General features: G+C 70.7%; 13 protein-coding genes. 3 read left to right on the plus strand and 10 right to left on the minus strand.

The window, feature by feature from the left end; genetic code table 11:
- Positions 1-4 precede the first annotated feature (4 nt).
- The 5 genes from ACWEIJ_RS25335 to ACWEIJ_RS25355 form a co-directional block, all read right to left on the minus strand.
- Positions 5-4,660, minus strand: coding sequence for a DUF6531 domain-containing protein (locus ACWEIJ_RS25335; RefSeq protein ID WP_449839716.1), 4,656 nt, complete (start codon positions 4,658-4,660; stop codon positions 5-7).
- Positions 4,661-4,828: 168 nt separating this feature from the next.
- On the minus strand, positions 4,829-5,293 hold the full coding sequence (locus ACWEIJ_RS25340) for an SRPBCC family protein (protein ID WP_449839717.1): 465 nt from the start codon (positions 5,291-5,293) through the stop codon (positions 4,829-4,831).
- Positions 5,290-5,625 carry an ArsR/SmtB family transcription factor gene (locus ACWEIJ_RS25345; protein WP_449839718.1) on the minus strand — a complete coding sequence of 112 codons (336 nt, stop codon included), beginning with the start codon at positions 5,623-5,625 and terminating at the stop codon, positions 5,290-5,292. Before ACWEIJ_RS25345 ends, ACWEIJ_RS25340 begins: the two co-directional genes overlap by 4 nt.
- Positions 5,622-6,086 carry an SRPBCC domain-containing protein gene (locus ACWEIJ_RS25350; protein WP_449839719.1) on the minus strand — a complete coding sequence of 155 codons (465 nt, stop codon included), beginning with the start codon at positions 6,084-6,086 and terminating at the stop codon, positions 5,622-5,624. The genes ACWEIJ_RS25345 and ACWEIJ_RS25350 overlap by 4 nt, the downstream gene beginning before the upstream one ends.
- Before the next feature lie 100 nt (positions 6,087-6,186).
- The gene (locus ACWEIJ_RS25355; protein ID WP_449839720.1) at positions 6,187-6,993 is read right to left on the minus strand and encodes an SDR family oxidoreductase; all 807 of its coding nucleotides are present in this window, start codon (positions 6,991-6,993) and stop codon (positions 6,187-6,189) included.
- A 66-nt stretch (positions 6,994-7,059) separates the two neighbouring features.
- Here ACWEIJ_RS25355 and ACWEIJ_RS25360 point away from each other — a divergent pair, with 66 nt between their 5' ends.
- Positions 7,060-7,845, plus strand: a complete 786-nt coding sequence (locus tag ACWEIJ_RS25360) for a helix-turn-helix domain-containing protein (protein ID WP_449839721.1) — start codon at positions 7,060-7,062, stop codon at positions 7,843-7,845.
- A gap of 10 nt (positions 7,846-7,855) precedes the next feature.
- Here the strand turns inward: ACWEIJ_RS25360 and ACWEIJ_RS25365 are convergent, their stop codons facing one another.
- Both ACWEIJ_RS25365 and ACWEIJ_RS25370 read right to left on the minus strand, forming a co-directional pair.
- Positions 7,856-8,341, minus strand: coding sequence for a hypothetical protein (locus ACWEIJ_RS25365; protein ID WP_449839722.1), 486 nt, complete (start codon positions 8,339-8,341; stop codon positions 7,856-7,858).
- A gap of 84 nt (positions 8,342-8,425) precedes the next feature.
- Positions 8,426-10,000 carry a carboxylesterase/lipase family protein gene (locus ACWEIJ_RS25370; protein WP_449839723.1) on the minus strand — a complete coding sequence of 525 codons (1,575 nt, stop codon included), beginning with the start codon at positions 9,998-10,000 and terminating at the stop codon, positions 8,426-8,428.
- Between the two features lie 270 nt (positions 10,001-10,270).
- Here ACWEIJ_RS25370 and ACWEIJ_RS25375 point away from each other — a divergent pair, with 270 nt between their 5' ends.
- Positions 10,271-10,414 carry a hypothetical protein gene (locus ACWEIJ_RS25375; RefSeq protein WP_449839724.1) on the plus strand — a complete coding sequence of 48 codons (144 nt, stop codon included), beginning with the start codon at positions 10,271-10,273 and terminating at the stop codon, positions 10,412-10,414.
- A 12-nt stretch (positions 10,415-10,426) separates the two neighbouring features.
- On the opposite strand, the gene ACWEIJ_RS25380 is transcribed toward ACWEIJ_RS25375, so the two are convergent.
- Positions 10,427-11,617 carry a TetR/AcrR family transcriptional regulator gene (locus ACWEIJ_RS25380; protein WP_449839725.1) on the minus strand — a complete coding sequence of 397 codons (1,191 nt, stop codon included), beginning with the start codon at positions 11,615-11,617 and terminating at the stop codon, positions 10,427-10,429.
- 211 nt (positions 11,618-11,828) lie between these two features.
- On the opposite strand from ACWEIJ_RS25380, the gene ACWEIJ_RS25385 reads away from it, so the two are divergent.
- The gene (locus ACWEIJ_RS25385) at positions 11,829-13,397 is read left to right on the plus strand and encodes a long-chain-fatty-acid--CoA ligase (RefSeq protein WP_449839726.1); all 1,569 of its coding nucleotides are present in this window, start codon (positions 11,829-11,831) and stop codon (positions 13,395-13,397) included.
- Here the strand turns inward: ACWEIJ_RS25385 and ACWEIJ_RS25390 are convergent.
- Entirely contained in the window at positions 13,392-14,555 is a 1,164-nt protein-coding gene (locus ACWEIJ_RS25390) for an acyl-CoA dehydrogenase family protein (RefSeq protein WP_449839727.1), read from the minus strand. The genes ACWEIJ_RS25385 and ACWEIJ_RS25390 overlap by 6 nt on opposite strands.
- Positions 14,556-14,589: 34 nt before the next feature.
- On the minus strand, positions 14,590-16,200 hold the full coding sequence (locus tag ACWEIJ_RS25395; RefSeq protein WP_449839728.1) for a succinic semialdehyde dehydrogenase: 1,611 nt from the start codon (positions 16,198-16,200) through the stop codon (positions 14,590-14,592).
- Positions 16,201-16,280 lie beyond the last annotated feature (80 nt).

The raw sequence follows: 16,280 nt of genomic DNA on the forward strand, positions 1-16,280 counted from the left end.
TGCCCTACACCGGAACCGGCACGGGGATCGGAATCGGGATCGGGATGGGGAACGAGTCCTCGAACTTCTGCCGCCACACCTTGCTGCGGACCCGTTCCGGGGTCTTGTCCTTCTCCTCGAAGTAGATGTGACCCGCCGGGTTCTGGAAGCCCCACACGTAGATCGTCTTGCCGCCGGTGAGGAAGTCCCAGAAGCCCTCGCTGACGTGGTACGTGTCAGCCCAGTCCATCAGCTCCCTGCCCTTGTCGAACACCACGTTGTCGTACCAGAAGGCGAGGTACTGGTAGTGCCCGAGCTGGGTGTCGACCTCGGTGGTGGTCGCCGGGCCGCGCCAGCGCTTGACCTCGTAGATCTGGCGTTCCTCGGTCACGATGTCGATGCGGAAGGTGTCCAGGTAGTTGTCCGGCGGACCGACCTCCCAGTCGACCTTCTCGCTGATCGTCGTGCTGAACCCCCTGCCGTCCCAGAAGTCGTCCCACCAGTTCTGCCGCCGCACGTTCAGCTCGTGGATCGTGAACGCCTGCGACGCCCGTTCCGGCTGGCGGCCGTGCCACAGCCGGTCGAGGCAGCTGTAGTCGGCGTCCAGGCAGTCCGCCGGGATGTAACCCCTGGTGCGGTAGACGTGGTTCTGGAAGCACTTGTCGTGCCGTTCGATCGAGTTGGTCGACGGCGGGCAGTTCGGCTGCAGCCCGGCCAAGATCGCCGCGACGGCGCGGAACAACGCGTCGGTGATGGCCCACTCGCCGAGCGGGTCGGTGAAGTTCACCGGGTCGTTGTTGCCGTAGACGTACGCGCTCACCGGATCGGCCTGGCCCGCCTTGGTCGCCACCGGGTCGCGGCTCAGGAAACGGCCGGAACCGGTGTCGTACACCCGGGCCCGCAGGTAGACCGCCGAGCCGAGGGCGAGCTCGCCGCGGTAGCCGAACTTCGGCGCGTCCGGCTGTGCCGTGTCGGTGTCCGGACCGTTCTGCGGAGCGCCGAACACGTCGTAGTCGTCGGCCTGCACCCAGTCGTGCGTCTGTCCTGTCCGGACCGCCGAACCGAAGGCGTCACGGGAGAACGTGGCCGACTTGTGCCCGGTGTCCGCGAACACCCTGCCGTAGCCGTAGACGAAGTCCGCCTCCTCGTTCTTCCCCTCCTGCTGTGCGTCGTCCTTCCGGCCGTCCTCGCGCTGGGAGAGCACCTGCGGCACCGGGTCGCCGACACTCCAGCGGTACCGGGTCGTGCGCTGCTTCCGGTCGTCCGCGGACTGCGTCAGCGCCACCAGCAGTCCGTCGCCGTTGTAGGTGGCCTGCGTGCGTTCGACGTCGTGGTGCCGAGTGGTCGCGGAGGCCACGAGCAGACCGAACCCGTTGTACGTCAACGTGGTCCGCTCGCCCTTGTCCGACTTCTCGCCCGCCCGGCTCTCCAGCAACCGTCCCACGGAGTCGTAGGAGAAGTCGGTGTGCCGGTCACCGGTGTCCGTCGCGACCAGTTGGTCGGCCGCGTCGTAGGTGAGCTTCGTCGTGGTCCTGCCGCGCACGACGCTGGTGCGGTTGCCCGCCGGGTCGTACGTGCTGCGCAAGGTCTCGGTGTGCTTGCCGCTCACCGAGACGAGCTGACCCGCCGGGTCGTAACCGTACTCGCGCACCGGCTTCCCGTTGGCCTCCGCGTCGTCGTGGTCCTTGCCCGCGATCTCGGTGAGCACGCGGCCGTCGGCGTCCCTGGTGAACGTCGTCACCCGTGCCGAACTGCCGGGACCCGACTCCTCGTACCGGGTCAGCAACCCGCCCGTGTAGCCGTACCTGCGCGCCCACTTGCCGGGCAGGTCCTCGGCGACGAGCCTGCCGTCCTGGTCGAGGGTGTACTTCGCCTCCCCCGCCTTGGGATCCTTCAGCCCGACCAGGCGGCTGTTGCGGTCGAACCGGTAGTCGATCTTCAGTCCGTCCGGGTACTGCACGGCCACCCGGCGGCCCGCGGCGTCGTAGGCCGACGTGACCTTCGCGCCATCCGGTTCGGTGACCGCGGTCAGCCTGCCCACCGGGTCGTAGGAGTACTGGTGCGTACCGGTGCCGTCCGTCATCGACGAACGCCGTGCGGCCGCGTCGTAGGCGTAGGTGACCGTCGAACCGTCGGCGGCACTGCGCTTGACCAGTTCACCGACCGCGTCGTACTCCATCCTCAGCACCTTGCCGTCCGGCTCGGTGACCGAGACGAGGTTGCCCGACGCGTCGTACTCCCGCCGCGTGGTGCGGCCCAGCGGATCGGTCGACGCCGTCTGCCTGCCCGCGGTGTCGTAGGCGAACTTCGTGGCCGCGCCCTTGGGATCGGTGAGCGAGGTCAGGTTGCCCGCCGCGTCGTAGGCGTAGGCGGTGCGTCCGCCGTTGGGGTCCACCGCCGCGACCATCTGACCGGCGGCGTCGTATTCGGTGCGGCGCACGGCTCCGGTCGCGCTCGTCGTGGTGATGAGGTCACCACGGGCTGAGTACTCGTACTTCGTCACGCCGCCGCGCGGGTTGGTGACGGTGAGGACGTGCCCGTCGGCGTCGTAGGTCAGGCTGGTGACCAGACCCGCGGGCGTCGTCTCGGACACCCGGCGCCCGTCGGCGTCGTAGGTGTTGCGGGTGACGCCGCCTTCGGGATCGACCGTCTCGACGAGGTGTCCAGCCGCGTCGTAGCGGTAGGTCGTCTTGTTGCCCAACGGGTCGATCGTCGCGGTCAGCCGGTGTGCCGCGTCGTACTCGTACTTCGTCACGGCGCCCAGCGGATCCGTCCGCGACGTGACGTTCCCGGCCGCGTCGTACGCCGTCTGCCACACCGCACCGGTCGGGTCGGTCCTGCTGATCTCCCGGTTGCGCGCGTCGTAGGCGTACTTCGTCGTGCGACCGGCGGCGTCCGTGGTGGAGATGACGTTGCCGCGGTCGTCGTAAGAGGTCACCTGCGTGCCGGCGGGCTCGGCGCGTTCGGACTGCCTGCCGTCGGCGTCGTAGGAGTACCGCACCACCGCACCGGTCGGCGCCGTGGCGGTGCTGAGCCGGCCGAACTGGTCGTAGCCGTACTTGCTGACCGCGCCCGCCGGATCGGTGCTCGTGGCGACGTTGCCGTCAGCGTCGTAGGTGTAGGTGCTCTTGCGCCCCAACGGATCCGTGGCCGCGATGCGCTGACCCGCTCCGTCGTAGGCGTACGCCGTCACCGCACCCGAGGGGTCGGTCGTGTCCTGCAGCAGCCCGGAGGTGGTGTACCTGTTGCGGGTCACCTTGCCGGAGGGCGTGACCGCCGCGGTGACCCGGCCGGCCACGTCGTACTCCACAGTGGACACCAGGCCCTGCGGCGAGGTGGTGCTGGTGCGCCGGCCCGCGGTGTCGTAGCCGAACTTCGTGGTGCGGTTCAGCCCGTCCGTGACCGAGGTGAGCCTGCGCGCGGCGTCGTAGGCGAACGCCGTCTTCACGCCCGCCGCGTCGGTCGTCTCGGTGATCAGCCCGTCCACCACCGTGTTCCTCGTCGTGGCACCGTTCTGGTCGGTCACGGCGGAGGGCACCCGGCTCTCCCCCGCGTACTCGTAGCGGGTGGTGCCCTGCGCCTCGTCGGTCGTGCTGGTGAGCCGGTCGCGGTCGTCGTAGGACATGGACGTCGTGGTCTCGCCGGTGGTGCGCCGCACGACGTTGCCGCGGCCGTCGTAACCGAGCTGGACCTTGGTCCCGCCACGCGCGACGACCTCGGTCAGCCGGCCGTTGTCGTCGAACGCCTGGCTCACCGACTTGCCGGCGGGGTCGGTCGCCCTGATCAACCTTCCGGCGGACGAGTGCTGGTAAACGGCGCGCGCGCCGTTGCCGGTGCTGGAGACCGCGGTCGTACCGGTCGAGTCGTCGTAGGCGAGGTCGATCCCACCACCCGCGACGAAGTCCTGGTGGCGCACGCGGTCCCGGTCGTCGTAGGCGTTCGCGAGCACGCGCCTGCCCTCGGCGTCGAACACGGCGGAGAGACGACCCGCCGGGGTGTACTCGTACCGCGCCACCGCTCCTTCCGGTGAGGTCGCGGTGGCGAGACGACCTTCCGGTGAGTAGCCGTACGTCACCGCACGACCGTCACCGGACTCGACCTTCACCAGCCGGGTGCCCTCATAGGTGAGCGCCAGCCGTTCACCGCCGGAATGCGCGACCGACGTCAGCCTGCCGTCGCCGTCACGGCCCAACGAAATGCGCTCGCCCTCGGCCGTGATCTCCTGCAACCTGCCGTCGGCGCCGAACAGCCAGGTGGTGCCTTGGTTGTCCCGCAACGAGAAACGGCCGTCGCTCTCGCGCCGAAGATCCGCGTCGAGATCCTGCGGGCGGCGGAAACCACCGCCGCCGTCGGGCACGAACGTCAGGACCCGCCCGTCATCCTGGTGGTGCGCAACGGATCCGTCGTCTCCGAGCACGAGGTTCGAGCTGTACGTGGAACTCCAGCCGACGCCGAGCACGCCGTCGGAGCGGTCGAGCGAGTTGTAGGTGCGGGCCCACGAGAGAGGCCCGAAGCGCATGTCGGCCGACGTGCGCGTGACGTTGCCGGTGGCGGTGTTCACGCCGTCGCCGGCGATGCCGAAACTGGGCTGGACGCCGAACAGCTCGGCCACGGGTCTGTCGATCGCCGCGGCCGCGCTCGCACTGAACGGCGCGATGGTCAGGACTAAGACACTTGACAACAGGACAGCACAAATCGCCCTCATCGGGCCTCCCCAGATCCCCCAGTGCGCGGGTCCGAGAAATGGCCCGCACAACTACTGCCGCGCCGGCTCCATCCCCATGCGCCGGTGGCAGGACTGCCTTTCGACCGTAGCCCCGCTCACACCGGGCGCAATAGGGCGTTCGGCCTACACCCACGGATCGGGCAGCCCGCGGCCCGCGGTGATCAGGCTGTGCAGACTGCCGTTGACGTAGTGCAGCCACGCCGTGGAGCACGCGCCGAAGCACTCGACGTCCGGCACCAGCCCGACGTGGGTGAACCGCAGCTCGGTGCCGCCGGGCACGGGCGCGATGCCGAACACGATCTCGCTGCCGGTCCACTCCGCCGGCTCCGAGACGAACGACAGGTGGCTGTCCGTGACCCGCCAGACCACGCGACGACCCGGTTCGAGCTCGGTCACGCGCTGGCGGCTGTAGTGCTGCGGGGGATGCCGGTAGGTGAACTCGGCACCCACCCGGTCGGTCCGCCCCTCGATCTCGCCCGTCCACCAGGCGCGGACGTCCAGGACGGCGGCGAAGACCTCCTCCGGTGACCGCTCGACGACGTACGACGTCGAGTAGCCGCGTGCCGTGCCCGTTCCGGGTGTGGTCATGATCGTTCCTCCGTGGCCTGCTGGATACGTTCGGCGATCCGCCTGATCCGCTGCAACCGGGCGTCCCAGGTCGCGCCGACCGCGGACAGCTGGGCGACCGCGCGGGCGAGCTGCTCCTCGTCCACCTCGTAGCGGCGCTCCCGTCCCGCCACCGTCGCGTGTACCAGGCCGGCGCGGTCCAGCACGCCGAGGTGCTTGGCGACGGCCTGCCGGGTGACGGGCAGCCGGTCGCTGAGCGTGGTCGCCGTGCCGCCGCCGTCGGCGAGGAGCAGGTCGAGCATCCGCCGCCGGGTCGGGTCACCGACCGCGGACCACAGGTCGTCGTCGATCACGGCCGCGCGACCAGGCTCTCGGCCCGCGCGACCAGGCGTGGGAGGAAGTGGCTCCAGCCGTGGGAGTGGTCGGCGTAGGCCTGCTCCAGCACCGCGGCCTCCCAGCCGCGCTCCCGGAAACCCTGTTCCGAGAAGCGCACCAGCGTGCCGCCACCGGACGGCACGAGGTCGAACGTGACGAGCAACGAGTTGCCCGGTGCCGCCGCCGCGCCCTGCTCGCAGACCCAGCGGAACGCGAACCGGCGGGGCGGGTCGGCCTCCACGACGGTGAGCTGCTCGATCTTCGCGTCCGGCGAGGACGGGTCGCCGAAGACGATCCGGCCGGTGCCGCCGGGAACCGGGTCGAGCTCGGCGTCGTCCGGCCACCACTCGCGCAGGTGCTCGGCGGAGCTGATCACCTCGTAGACGATCTCGGGCGTCGCTTCGACGCGCAGTTCCCGCTCGATGCTGCCGTACTCCATGCGACCCTCCAGGTCTCTGTGCAACCAACGGTTGCGCATCAACCTAACCGGTCCGCCGCGCTTGCGCAACCTTTGGTTGCATTACGGCGAGACATGCGGGTCACGCGGTCTCGGCCAGCTCCCGCCATTGCCGCCAGGTGGCGAGCCGCTGCTCGTAGACCTTCTCGGCGACCGGGTACGGGTAGCCGCCGAGGAACAGCCGCAACGGCGGTTCCGGCAGGTCGACCAGCCTGAGCAGCACGTCCGCGGTGACCGACGGGTCGCGCGGTGCGCGGGCGGCGGCACCGGACCGGCGGGCCTCCCGGATCGGCTCGTAAGCCGCGATCGGGTCGGTGTGCACGGCGGACGCCCCCGACCAGTCGGTGCCGTACGGTCCCGGCTCCACGATCGTCACCTTGACGCCGAACGGACCGACCTCCTGGGCCAGTGCCTCGCTCATCCCCTCAAGAGCCCACTTGGACGCGTTGTAGAGGCCCAGCGTCGGGAAGGCGGCGATCCCGCCGATGCTGGAGACCTGGACCAGGTGCCCACCGCCCTGCCTCCGCATGATCGGCAGAGCGGCCTGCGTCACCCAGAGCGGGCCGAACAGGTTGGTGTCGATCTGGGCCCTGGCCTGCTCCTCGGTCGTCTCCTCGATCATGCCGAACAGGCCGTAACCGGCGTTGTTGACGACCACGTCCAAGCGGCCGAAGGCCTTCGCGGCGCGGTCGACCGCGGCGAAGACCCCGGCGCGATCGGTCACGTCGAGTGCGATCGGCAGGAGGCGGTCGCCGTACGTCTCGGCCAGGTCGCCGAGCGCCCCGACCTGGCGCGCAGTCGCGGCGACCCGGTCACCGCGCTCCAGTGCCGCCGCCGTCCACGTGCGTCCGAAACCCCGGGACGCGCCGGTGATGAACCATGTCTTCATGACCTCGACGATGCCGCGACGGTGCACCACCAGCCAGCACCCCGGCAGGGATACCCTCGGCGGCCGATGACACGCGACAACGTTCTCGGCGAGTTCCTCCAGGCGCGCCGGGCCCGCGTGCGGCCGGACGACGTGGGGCTCGCCGCCCACGGCCGGCGCCGAGTACCGGGCCTGCGTCGCGAGGAGCTGGCCCAGCTGGCCGGCGTCTCCGTCCAGTACCTGACCAGGCTGGAACAAGGCGTCGACCGCAACCCGTCCCCTCAGGTCGTGGAGGCGCTGGCGACGGCGCTGCGCCTCGACCCGGACGCCGCGGCCCACCTGCGCGCCCTCGCCACCCCGCCGGCCGAGCCGCACGAGCCCGGCGAGGCCCGCGCCGAGGTGCGGCAGTTGCTCGACTCGTGGGGCAGCACTCCGGCATACGTCCGCGACCGCTGGTTCGACGTGCGGATGGCCAACAAGGCGGCCATGCTGCTCGCCCCGATGTACCACCCCGGCCGCAACCTGGTCCGCGACGTGTTCCTCGACCCCACGACCCGCGAGCTGTTCCCGGACTGGCAGGACATCGCCGAGCAGACGGTCGCGGCCCTGCGGGCGACGGCCGACCCGCGCGCCCCGCGGACGACCGCACTGGTGGCGGAACTACTGCCCCACGACGAGTTCCGCTCGTTGTGGGAACGGCACGACGTGCGCCCGTCCCGCGACGAGACCAAGCGGTTCGACCACCCCGACGCCGGCCGGCTCACCCTGCGCCGCCAGACCCTCACCGTCGCGGGAGCCGAAGACCACGTGATCATCGTGTACCAGCCGGAGCCCGGCAGTCCCTCGGCCGACGCCCTGGCGAGGCTGCGGTAGCCGGCCCGGTCTAGCCGCGGGTCTTGTCCGAGTTCCCGAGGTCCTCGACGATCTGCTGCACAGCCGCCTTGACGTCGTCGTTCACCGGCACCTCGGACACCGACACCACAGCACTCCACCTCCCGGCGGCGGCATGCACCGTGAGGCCGCCGCTGGGCGCGTCCCCCTCGCACGACTTGGTCTTCGCGTCCAGCTTCCCGCTGCCGCAGAGCATCGGTGTCAACCGAGCCGACTCCTCCGGGCTCGAATAAGCCACGAGCCCCACGTTGAGCACCTGCCGTCCAGTGGAGACGAAGACCTGGCAGCCGTTGGTCCCCACGGCGTTCACCTGCGAGACCTCGAAACCCTTGGTGATGACCGCGAGCGGTTCGGGCTTCAGCAGGTCGGGACAACCCGACTTGACCTTGTCGGCCAGGCCGGCGGGCACATCGGTGCCGCACGCGGTCATGGTCATGAGCACGAGCGCCGTCAAGGCGGCCGCGAACCTGGTTCTCACTTGCTCCCCCATGTGTTGCCTCACGCCCGGTCGTCCGGCGCGGACGAAATGGTCGCACGGCGTGACCGTTGCTGCCAGGAACCGTCAGGCCGCGCCCTGGCCCCACAGGTCGCAGTTGTGCTGGGAGGCAAGGGTTCGGGCGGAGACGAGAGCCGAGCCGCCGGCGTGGAGCGACATCACCCGTGCCGTACCGGTGAAGGCGGGCCAGGGCGTTCGCCCGGCCGAGCCGGGCCGGCCGGTGCGCACGAAGCGGCCCCAGGCGTCGACCATGTTCGCGGCCAGGCGCCGCTCGGCGGCGGTGAACGTGGGCGCGATCGGGGTGCCGTTGTCGAAACTCGGCCACAGGTAGGCGAGTTCGGCGGCGTGGCCCGCACCCCAGACGAAGCCGGGCACTGGGGTGAGGCCAGGCCCGGTGCGGTGGGCGAACTCGTAGGCGAACGTGCGGGTGTACCGGGCGAAGGTGCGGGTGAGCTCCAGGTTGGGACAGCCGCCGACCCGGGCGATCAGACCGGCGTCGGTCATGATCGCGCCGACCAGGTACACCGGAGTGAACCTGTCGGCGGCCGCCGGCCAGGGATAGCGCGCGAGCACCGCGTCCGCCCGGCTCGGGAAGCTCGCCCGCACGAACGCCTCGTACGCGGTCCGGTCCTGGCCCGCGAACCCCAGTGCGAACGTGCGTCCCTCGTCGCGGTTCGCCCCGATCACGATCGGCACCCTGGCGAAGGCTCCGCTGTGCACGGCGGCGTCCGGGGCCTGCGGCAGTGCCGGGACACCGTCGACGAACCCGGCGCTCACCCCGGCGTCGACCAGACGGCCGGGCGGCAAGGCGCGCAGGCAGGTGACCGCGGTCGCGGGGTCGGTGCAGCCGAGTGCCCGCGCGGCCGCGGCGCCGGACGTCTCGGCCTGGGCGAGGGTCTGGCTGTAGCACGAACCGCTCTGGATCATGGCGGCGCGGAACAGGCCGCGGGAACCGGGCGCGGTGAGGTGGGTGCACACCGACCAGCCGCCCGCCGACTCACCGCCGATGGTCACCTGCCGCGGATCTCCGCCGAACGCGGCGATGTTGCGCTGCACCCAGCGCAGCGCGGCCTGCTGGTCGAACAGGCCGTAGTTGCCGGACTGCCCGCGACCTTCGGCGGTCAGACCGGGATGGGCCAGGAAGCCGAACGCGCCGAGCCGGTAGTTGATCGTCACCACGACGGCACCGGTGCGGCTCACGATCAGACTGCCGTCGTGCTGGTTCGAGCTGCCGTTCTGCAGGCCGCCGCCGTGGATCCAGACGTACACCGGCCTTCGTCCATTGTGGACCGACGCGGGGCGCTGGACGTTGAGGAAGAGGCAGTCCTCGGTCTCCGACCGCGGCCCGTTGGGGCTCACCGCGGTCGGGCACCGGTTGCCGTAGGACGTCGCCGAGCGCACTCCCGCCCAGCGGACCGCCGGTTGCGGGGGCTTCCAGCGCAGCTGCCCGACGGGTGGTGCCGCGTAAGGCACACCGAGAAAGCTGTCCACGCCGCCACTTCGCGCACCGCGCAGGACTCCGGTGTCGACCTGTGCGACAGGTGCCCGGTGAGCCGCGTCCACGTCCGCCTGCGCCGCGGCGTCAGTCATCGACAGCGCCAGCATCCCCGCGATCAGTCCCGCCGTGATCCGGTTTCGCATCGTCGCCTCCCCGCCCGTGCGCCGTGAGAGACAAGTATTCCCGACGAATCATCACTCTGGGTATCCAGCGCTTGACGGTACGCAACATGAGCACCCAGGCGCGTTCCTTGATCTGCGTGGTGGAACGCGACAGCCCGACGGTCGTCAGGAACCCGTGCCGGGCAACCGGAACACGGTCGAGGGCGCGGTCACCGCGAGGCCGTCGCCGCCCACCGCGTCGCGGCGGATCTGTTCCGCCAGGCCAACGATCGGTACGAGGAAGCCGACACGTTGGGGCGGCTGGGCGACGCGTTGCACGCGGCGGGCGAGGCTGAGGAGGCCGCCGCGGTCTGGGGACGTGCCGCGGACGTGCTGGCCGAGATCGGGCACGCGGAGGCGGAGGCGATGCGCGCGAGGATCACCGAACGCCGCTGATAGAAGACCCCGTCACCGTCGACGGCGAGAACCCGGCTTCCCGCTCACCAGCCCGAGCGCACTCACCACCAGAGCTGCGACGGCGTCGCGGTGAGCAGGGGTGTCCCGCCATCGCACGCTGCGCCCGGCCTCCACCACCACGCCGAACCCGGCGTGCACCAGCGCTCGCGCCTGGCGCGAGTCGAGTTCGGGACGTACCGACCGCAGTTGCTGCTCCCACACGGCGATGTGCTCGCGCTGCGCGACGACCAGGGGGCGCCGCAGGTCGGGCGGCAGGCCGGCGACCTCGGCGTGGGCGACGTTGGTGAGTGCGGTGTGCTCGAAGCTGTAGGCCACGTAGGTGGCCGCCAGCACGGTCACGGCGTCGTGAGGATCCGTGACGCCGCTGAGGTTCTGCTCCACCGCCTGCGACAGCAGTCCGGCCGCCTGCAGACAGGCCGCCGCCAGGATGTCGGCCTTGCCGGGGAAGTAGCGGTAGAGCGCGGAGGGGACCAGGCCCACGGCCTCGGCGATCATGCCGTTCGTGACGCTGGCGAACCCGTCCCGCTCGAACAGGGGGATGGCGGCCGCGAGGATCTCGGCGCGACGGGTGCGGGGCACGGGCTGTGCGGGGAGCTCGACGCGGCGGGCGCTTCCGGCCGCGGGGTCGGCGGCGGCCACGCGCAGGGCGGACGCCAGCAGCAGTTCTTCGGCCCTGCGTGGCGAGATCGAGGTGTGGTGCATCGTGATGGACCCGATCACGCCCAGGGCCGCCGCGGCCCGCAGGTGCTCGTCGGGCAACGGGTGCTCACGCCTCAGCGCGTCGGTCACCCTGCCTACGACGTGCCCGAACTTCGTCCGGAGCACCTGGCGGTCCTGGCGGTTGAGGTAGCGCGCCTCCCACCGGTGCACGCCGCCCGAGGCGCGATGGGCGACGGTGACCTGGGTGAGGGCCGCGAGCACGTCCGCCAACGCCGCTTCGGGGGCCACCTCACCGAGTGCGGCGACCAGCCGGTCGGCCATGACGTTCGCACATTCGGCGAACAGCGCGTACTTGTTCGGGAAGTGCCGGTACAGGGCCGCCGCGGTGATGCCCACACCGGTGGCGATCTCCTCCATCGACGCCGCGTGGTAGCCGTGCTCGCTGAACGCCCGGCCGGCCGCGTCCACGATGAGCTGCCTGCGGTTGCGCGGCCGGACGGCGGCAGCCGGCTCGGCGGTCACCGCGGCACCCGGCCGGACGTACGCGAAAGCAGGCCCATGTGCGCCAGTGAACCATGGAACGAACCGCGTGCAGGAGAACCTGCCCCGCACGACTCCCCAGGTCCGGCCATCGTGTGATTCCTGATTTACATAGTCCTTCTCAGCCAGCCGCTCGGCGGGCATACTGACCCACGCGATCAACGCCGATCCGGCAGCGGGGAGGAGTGGTCACATGCCGACCGCCGCGGTTCCGGCCTGGACTTTCCGGCACCACTGGATGGCCCACGCCGCCACGCACGCGATGATGCGACCGGACAAGCCGGCCCTGCGGTACCTCGGGCAGACCACGACCTGGGCGCAGTTGTCGGAGCGGTCGTTGCGGCTGGCCGCCGCGCTCGCCGCCCGAGGCGTGGCGGAGGGCGACCGCGTCGCGACGCTCACCCTGAACCACTCGTGGTTCGTGGAGAGCGTGTTCGCGGCCAACAGCCTGGGGGCCATGGCCGTCCCGCTCAGCTTCCGGCTCGCACCGCTGGAGCTCGACCACGTCCTGACCGACTGCACGCCGTCGGCCGTGGTCGTCGACGCGCAGCTGCTGTCGCTGTTCGAGTCCGTGCCGTGCGCCGCGTCGATCGGCACGGTGGTCGTCATCGGAGAACCGGACGGGGCCGGAGCGCACGACGCGTACGAGAAGTTCCTGTCCACACACGAGCCGATGGAGCTGCCCGACATCGCCGAGGAGTCGACGGCACTGATCATGTACACCTCGGGCACCACCGGCCGGCCGAAGGGAGTGCTGCTGTCCCACCGCAACCTGCAGCTGCAGGCGCTCACCTGCATCAGGGCGATGGAGATGTTCGACGACTCCGACATCGGCTTCCTGACCGCGCCGTTCTTCCACATCGCGGGCCTGGGTTCGATGGTGGCGAACATCCTGGTCGGCGGCACGGTCGTGATCCACCCGCTGGGCGCCTTCGACCCACGGGCGGTGCTCGACGCCTACGAACGCGAGGGTGCCACCGTGGTGTTCAACGTTCCGCAGCAGTGGGACCAGATCTGCGCCCAGCCGGACATCGGCGAGCGCGACCTGAAGCTGCGGATCATCAGCTGGGGTGCCGCCCCCGCGAGCCGGGCGACGCTGCTCGCCATGGCCGAGAAGTTCCCCGATGCCCTGAACGTGGCGGTGTTCGGCCAGACCGAGACCTCACCGATCACCTGCGTGCTGCGCGGCGAGGACTCGTCGCGCAAGCTCGGGTCCGTGGGCCGGCCGATCCCCACGATCCAGTACCGCATCGTCGACGAGGCCATGAACGACGTCGCCGCGGGCGAGGTGGGCGAGATCGTTTATCGGGGGCCCACCGTGACGCGGGGGTACTGGAACAAGCCGCGGGAGACCGCGGAGGCGTTCGCGGGAGGCTGGTTCCACTCCGGTGATCTGGTCCGGCAGGACGACGAGGGCTTCGTCTGGGTGGTCGACCGCAAGAAGGACATGATCATCAGCGGCGGCGAGAACATCTACTGCGCCGAACTGGAGAACGTCATCGCGGAGCACCCCTCGGTGCTGGAGGTCGCGGTGATCGGCCGGGCGGACGACCGCTGGGGTCAGGTGCCGGTCGCGTACGTCGCCGTCGCGCCCGGCACCGACGTGTGCCTGGAGGAGCTGACCGGGTTCCTCGACGGACGGCTCGCCTCCTTCAAGATGCCCAGGGATCTCGTGGTGGTCGCCGGACTTCCCCGCAACGCGGGCGGGAAGGTGTCCAAGGGTGTGCTCCGCACCATCGACGAGGAACGCCGGAACCTATAGCCCGAGATCGCGGCCGACGATCTCCTTCATGATCTCCGTGGTGCCGCCGTAGATCGTGGTGATGCGCGAGTCGAGGTAGTCGTGGGCGATTCGGTATTCGAGCATGTAGCCGTAGCCGCCGTGCAGTTGAAGGCAGCGTCCGACGACGTCGACGTACTGCTCGGTGGTCCAGAACTTCGCCGCCGCCGCGTCCGCCGCGCTGAGCTCGCCGCGGACGTGCCGGGCGAGCAGGGCGTCGACGTGGCTCCGGCTGACCCGCACGGCGGTGACCATCTCGGCCAGTTCGAAGCGCGTGTGCTGGAAGGACCCGATCGGCCGGCCGAACGCCGTGCGCTGCTTGACGTAGTCGAGCGTGCGTTCCAGCACGCCCTCGGCCGAGGCCACCGCGTTGGCGGCGATCGAGATCCGCTCCTGCGGCAGGTTGCGCATCAGGCCGAGGAAGCCGGTCCCCTCCTCACCGAGCAGGTTCGCGACGGGAACCCGGACGTCGGAGAAGAAGAGCTCGCTGGTGTCCTGGGCGTGCAACCCGATCTTCTCGAGGTTGCGGCCGCGGGAGAAGCCTGCGCGATAGGCCTCGACGACCAGCAGGCTGATCCCCTTGTGGCGGTCGGGGCCGGTGCGGACGGCGGTGACCACGAGGTCGGCGTTCTGCCCGTTGGAGATGAAGACCTTGCTGCCGTTGACCACGTAGCAGTCGCCGTCGCGAACGGCGGTGGTGCTGATCCCGGCCAGGTCGCTCCCGGTGCCCGGTTCGGTCATCGCGATCGCGACGATGAGCTTTCCCGCGGCGATGCCGGGCAGCCAGCGGGCCTTCTGCTCGGCGTTGGCCAGGCCGGTGAAGTACGGCACGACGATGTCGTTGGACAGCGCGACCCCGGCGAGCCCGTCCGACACCGGGTGGCGGCAGAACTCCTCCCCGATCACCGCGTTGAAGCGGTAGTCGGTGATGCCGGCACCGCCGTACTCCTCGGGAATGCCGAAACCGAGGAGTCCCGCCTTGGCCGCCTCCTCGAACAGCGCGCGGTCGACCTTGCCCTCCGCCCGCCACCGTTCGGCGTGGGGTGCGGCGTGCTTGCCGACGAAGGCGCGGACCGTGTCGCGCAACAGCTCGTGGTCGTTCTCGTAGAGCGACCGTTCGGGGGAGATCACGTTGCTCATCCGGGTCCTCACTCGCGTGCCGTCGTGTCGTCGCTCATCGGATTCCCAGACGCCGCAACAGGGTCAGCTGCCGGTTGGTGCGGTGGACGAAGCTCCGCGCGGACGACTTCGGCGACGGGCCGAGCGGCACGAGCCGCTGCACGGCGATCGTCTGGCTTTCGGTGTACTTGCGGATTCCTTCGGCGCCGTGACGCCTGCCGAGCCCGCTGTCGCCCATACCGCCCATGCCGGCCTCGATGCTGCCGGCGGCGGCCGCCGCGCCGTCGTTGATGTTGACCGAGCCGGCGCGGATCCGCAGCGCCATCCGTCCGGCCTCGCGGGTGTCGCGCGACCAGATCGACGCCGACAGGCCGTAGGTCCCTTGGTTGGCCAGCGGAACGGGATCGCTGCCGGCCGCGTAGGGGTACAGGGAGATCACCGGGCCGAACGTCTCCTCCGCGAAAACGGCCATGTCGGGGGTGACGCCTTCGAGGATCGTCGGCTCGTAGCACAACGGGCCGACGTCCGGACGAGCGCGGCCGCCCAGGAGCACGGTCGCCCCCTTGCCCACCGCGTCGCCGACGTGCGCCTCGACGGCCGCGAGCTGAGCCGGAGAGATCAGCGACCCGATGTCCGCCGAATAGTCGTAGGACTGCCCCAGCCGCAGTGCGGTGGTGGCCCGCACCAGCTCGTCGCGAAACGCGTCGTAGACCGCCTCGTGCACGTAGACGCGTTCGACGTGGATGCACATCTGTCCGGTGTTGGCGAACGCGGCCACCGCGGTGCCGGCCGCCGCGGCGGCGATGTCGGCGTCCTCGCGCACGATCAGCGGGTTCTTGCCGCCGAGTTCGAGGGACGCGCCGATGAGCCGTCGCGCGGCGCGCTCGGCCACGATGCGGCCGGTGGCGGTCGATCCGGTGAAGCAGACGAAGTCGACGGCATCGACCAGAGCGGTCCCAACCGCGTCCCCCGGACCCGTCACGATCTGCCACAGGTCGTCCGGCAGGCCCGCCTCGGCCATGAGGGCACGGGTCCACAACAGGGTCAGCGGTGTCCGGGAGTCGGCCTTCGAGACGACCGCGTTGCCGGCGAGCAGCGCGGGCACCACGTCGCCGACGCCGAGGTAGAGCGGGTAGTTCCAGGGAGAGATGACGCCGACGACGCCCTTCGGCACTCTCACCTCCCTGACCTTCGTCAGGCCCGGCACCATTCCGCGCACCCGGCGAGGCCCGAGGTAATGCCGTGCCCGGCGCGCGTAGTGGCGAGCGATCGTCGCGACCTGAGCCACCTCCTGCCAGGCGTGGTACCGCGCTTTGCCGGTCTCCCACTGGATCAGGTCGAGCACCTGCTCCTGCCGCGCCAGCAGCAGGTCGTGGAAGGCGAGCACGATCTCGCCACGGCCCGCGACCGATGTGCGCGCCCACTCCCGCTGGGCCTGCCGGGCGCTCACGACCGCGGACGCGACGTCTTCGCCGGTGCACGGGGGAACCGCCGGGATCGGCGCCAGGTCGTAGGGCGCGACGGCCGTCACCGGCTCCGGGTTCCCGTGCCGCGGCACGTCCTGACGCACCCACGCGCACCACTGCGCGACCAGCTCGTCGGTCACCCAGCCGGGGCGGGAACTCGCGACCGGCGATGCCGGGCTCCGGGTCTGCTCCGCGGCCATCGAGACTCCTCTGGAGTAGCGGACCGATTCAGGTCGGCGATCGGCTTGCCGCTGGACGGCGGCCTGGTGCAGCCTGGCTA

This window comes from Lentzea sp. NPDC004789, from assembly GCF_053601075.1.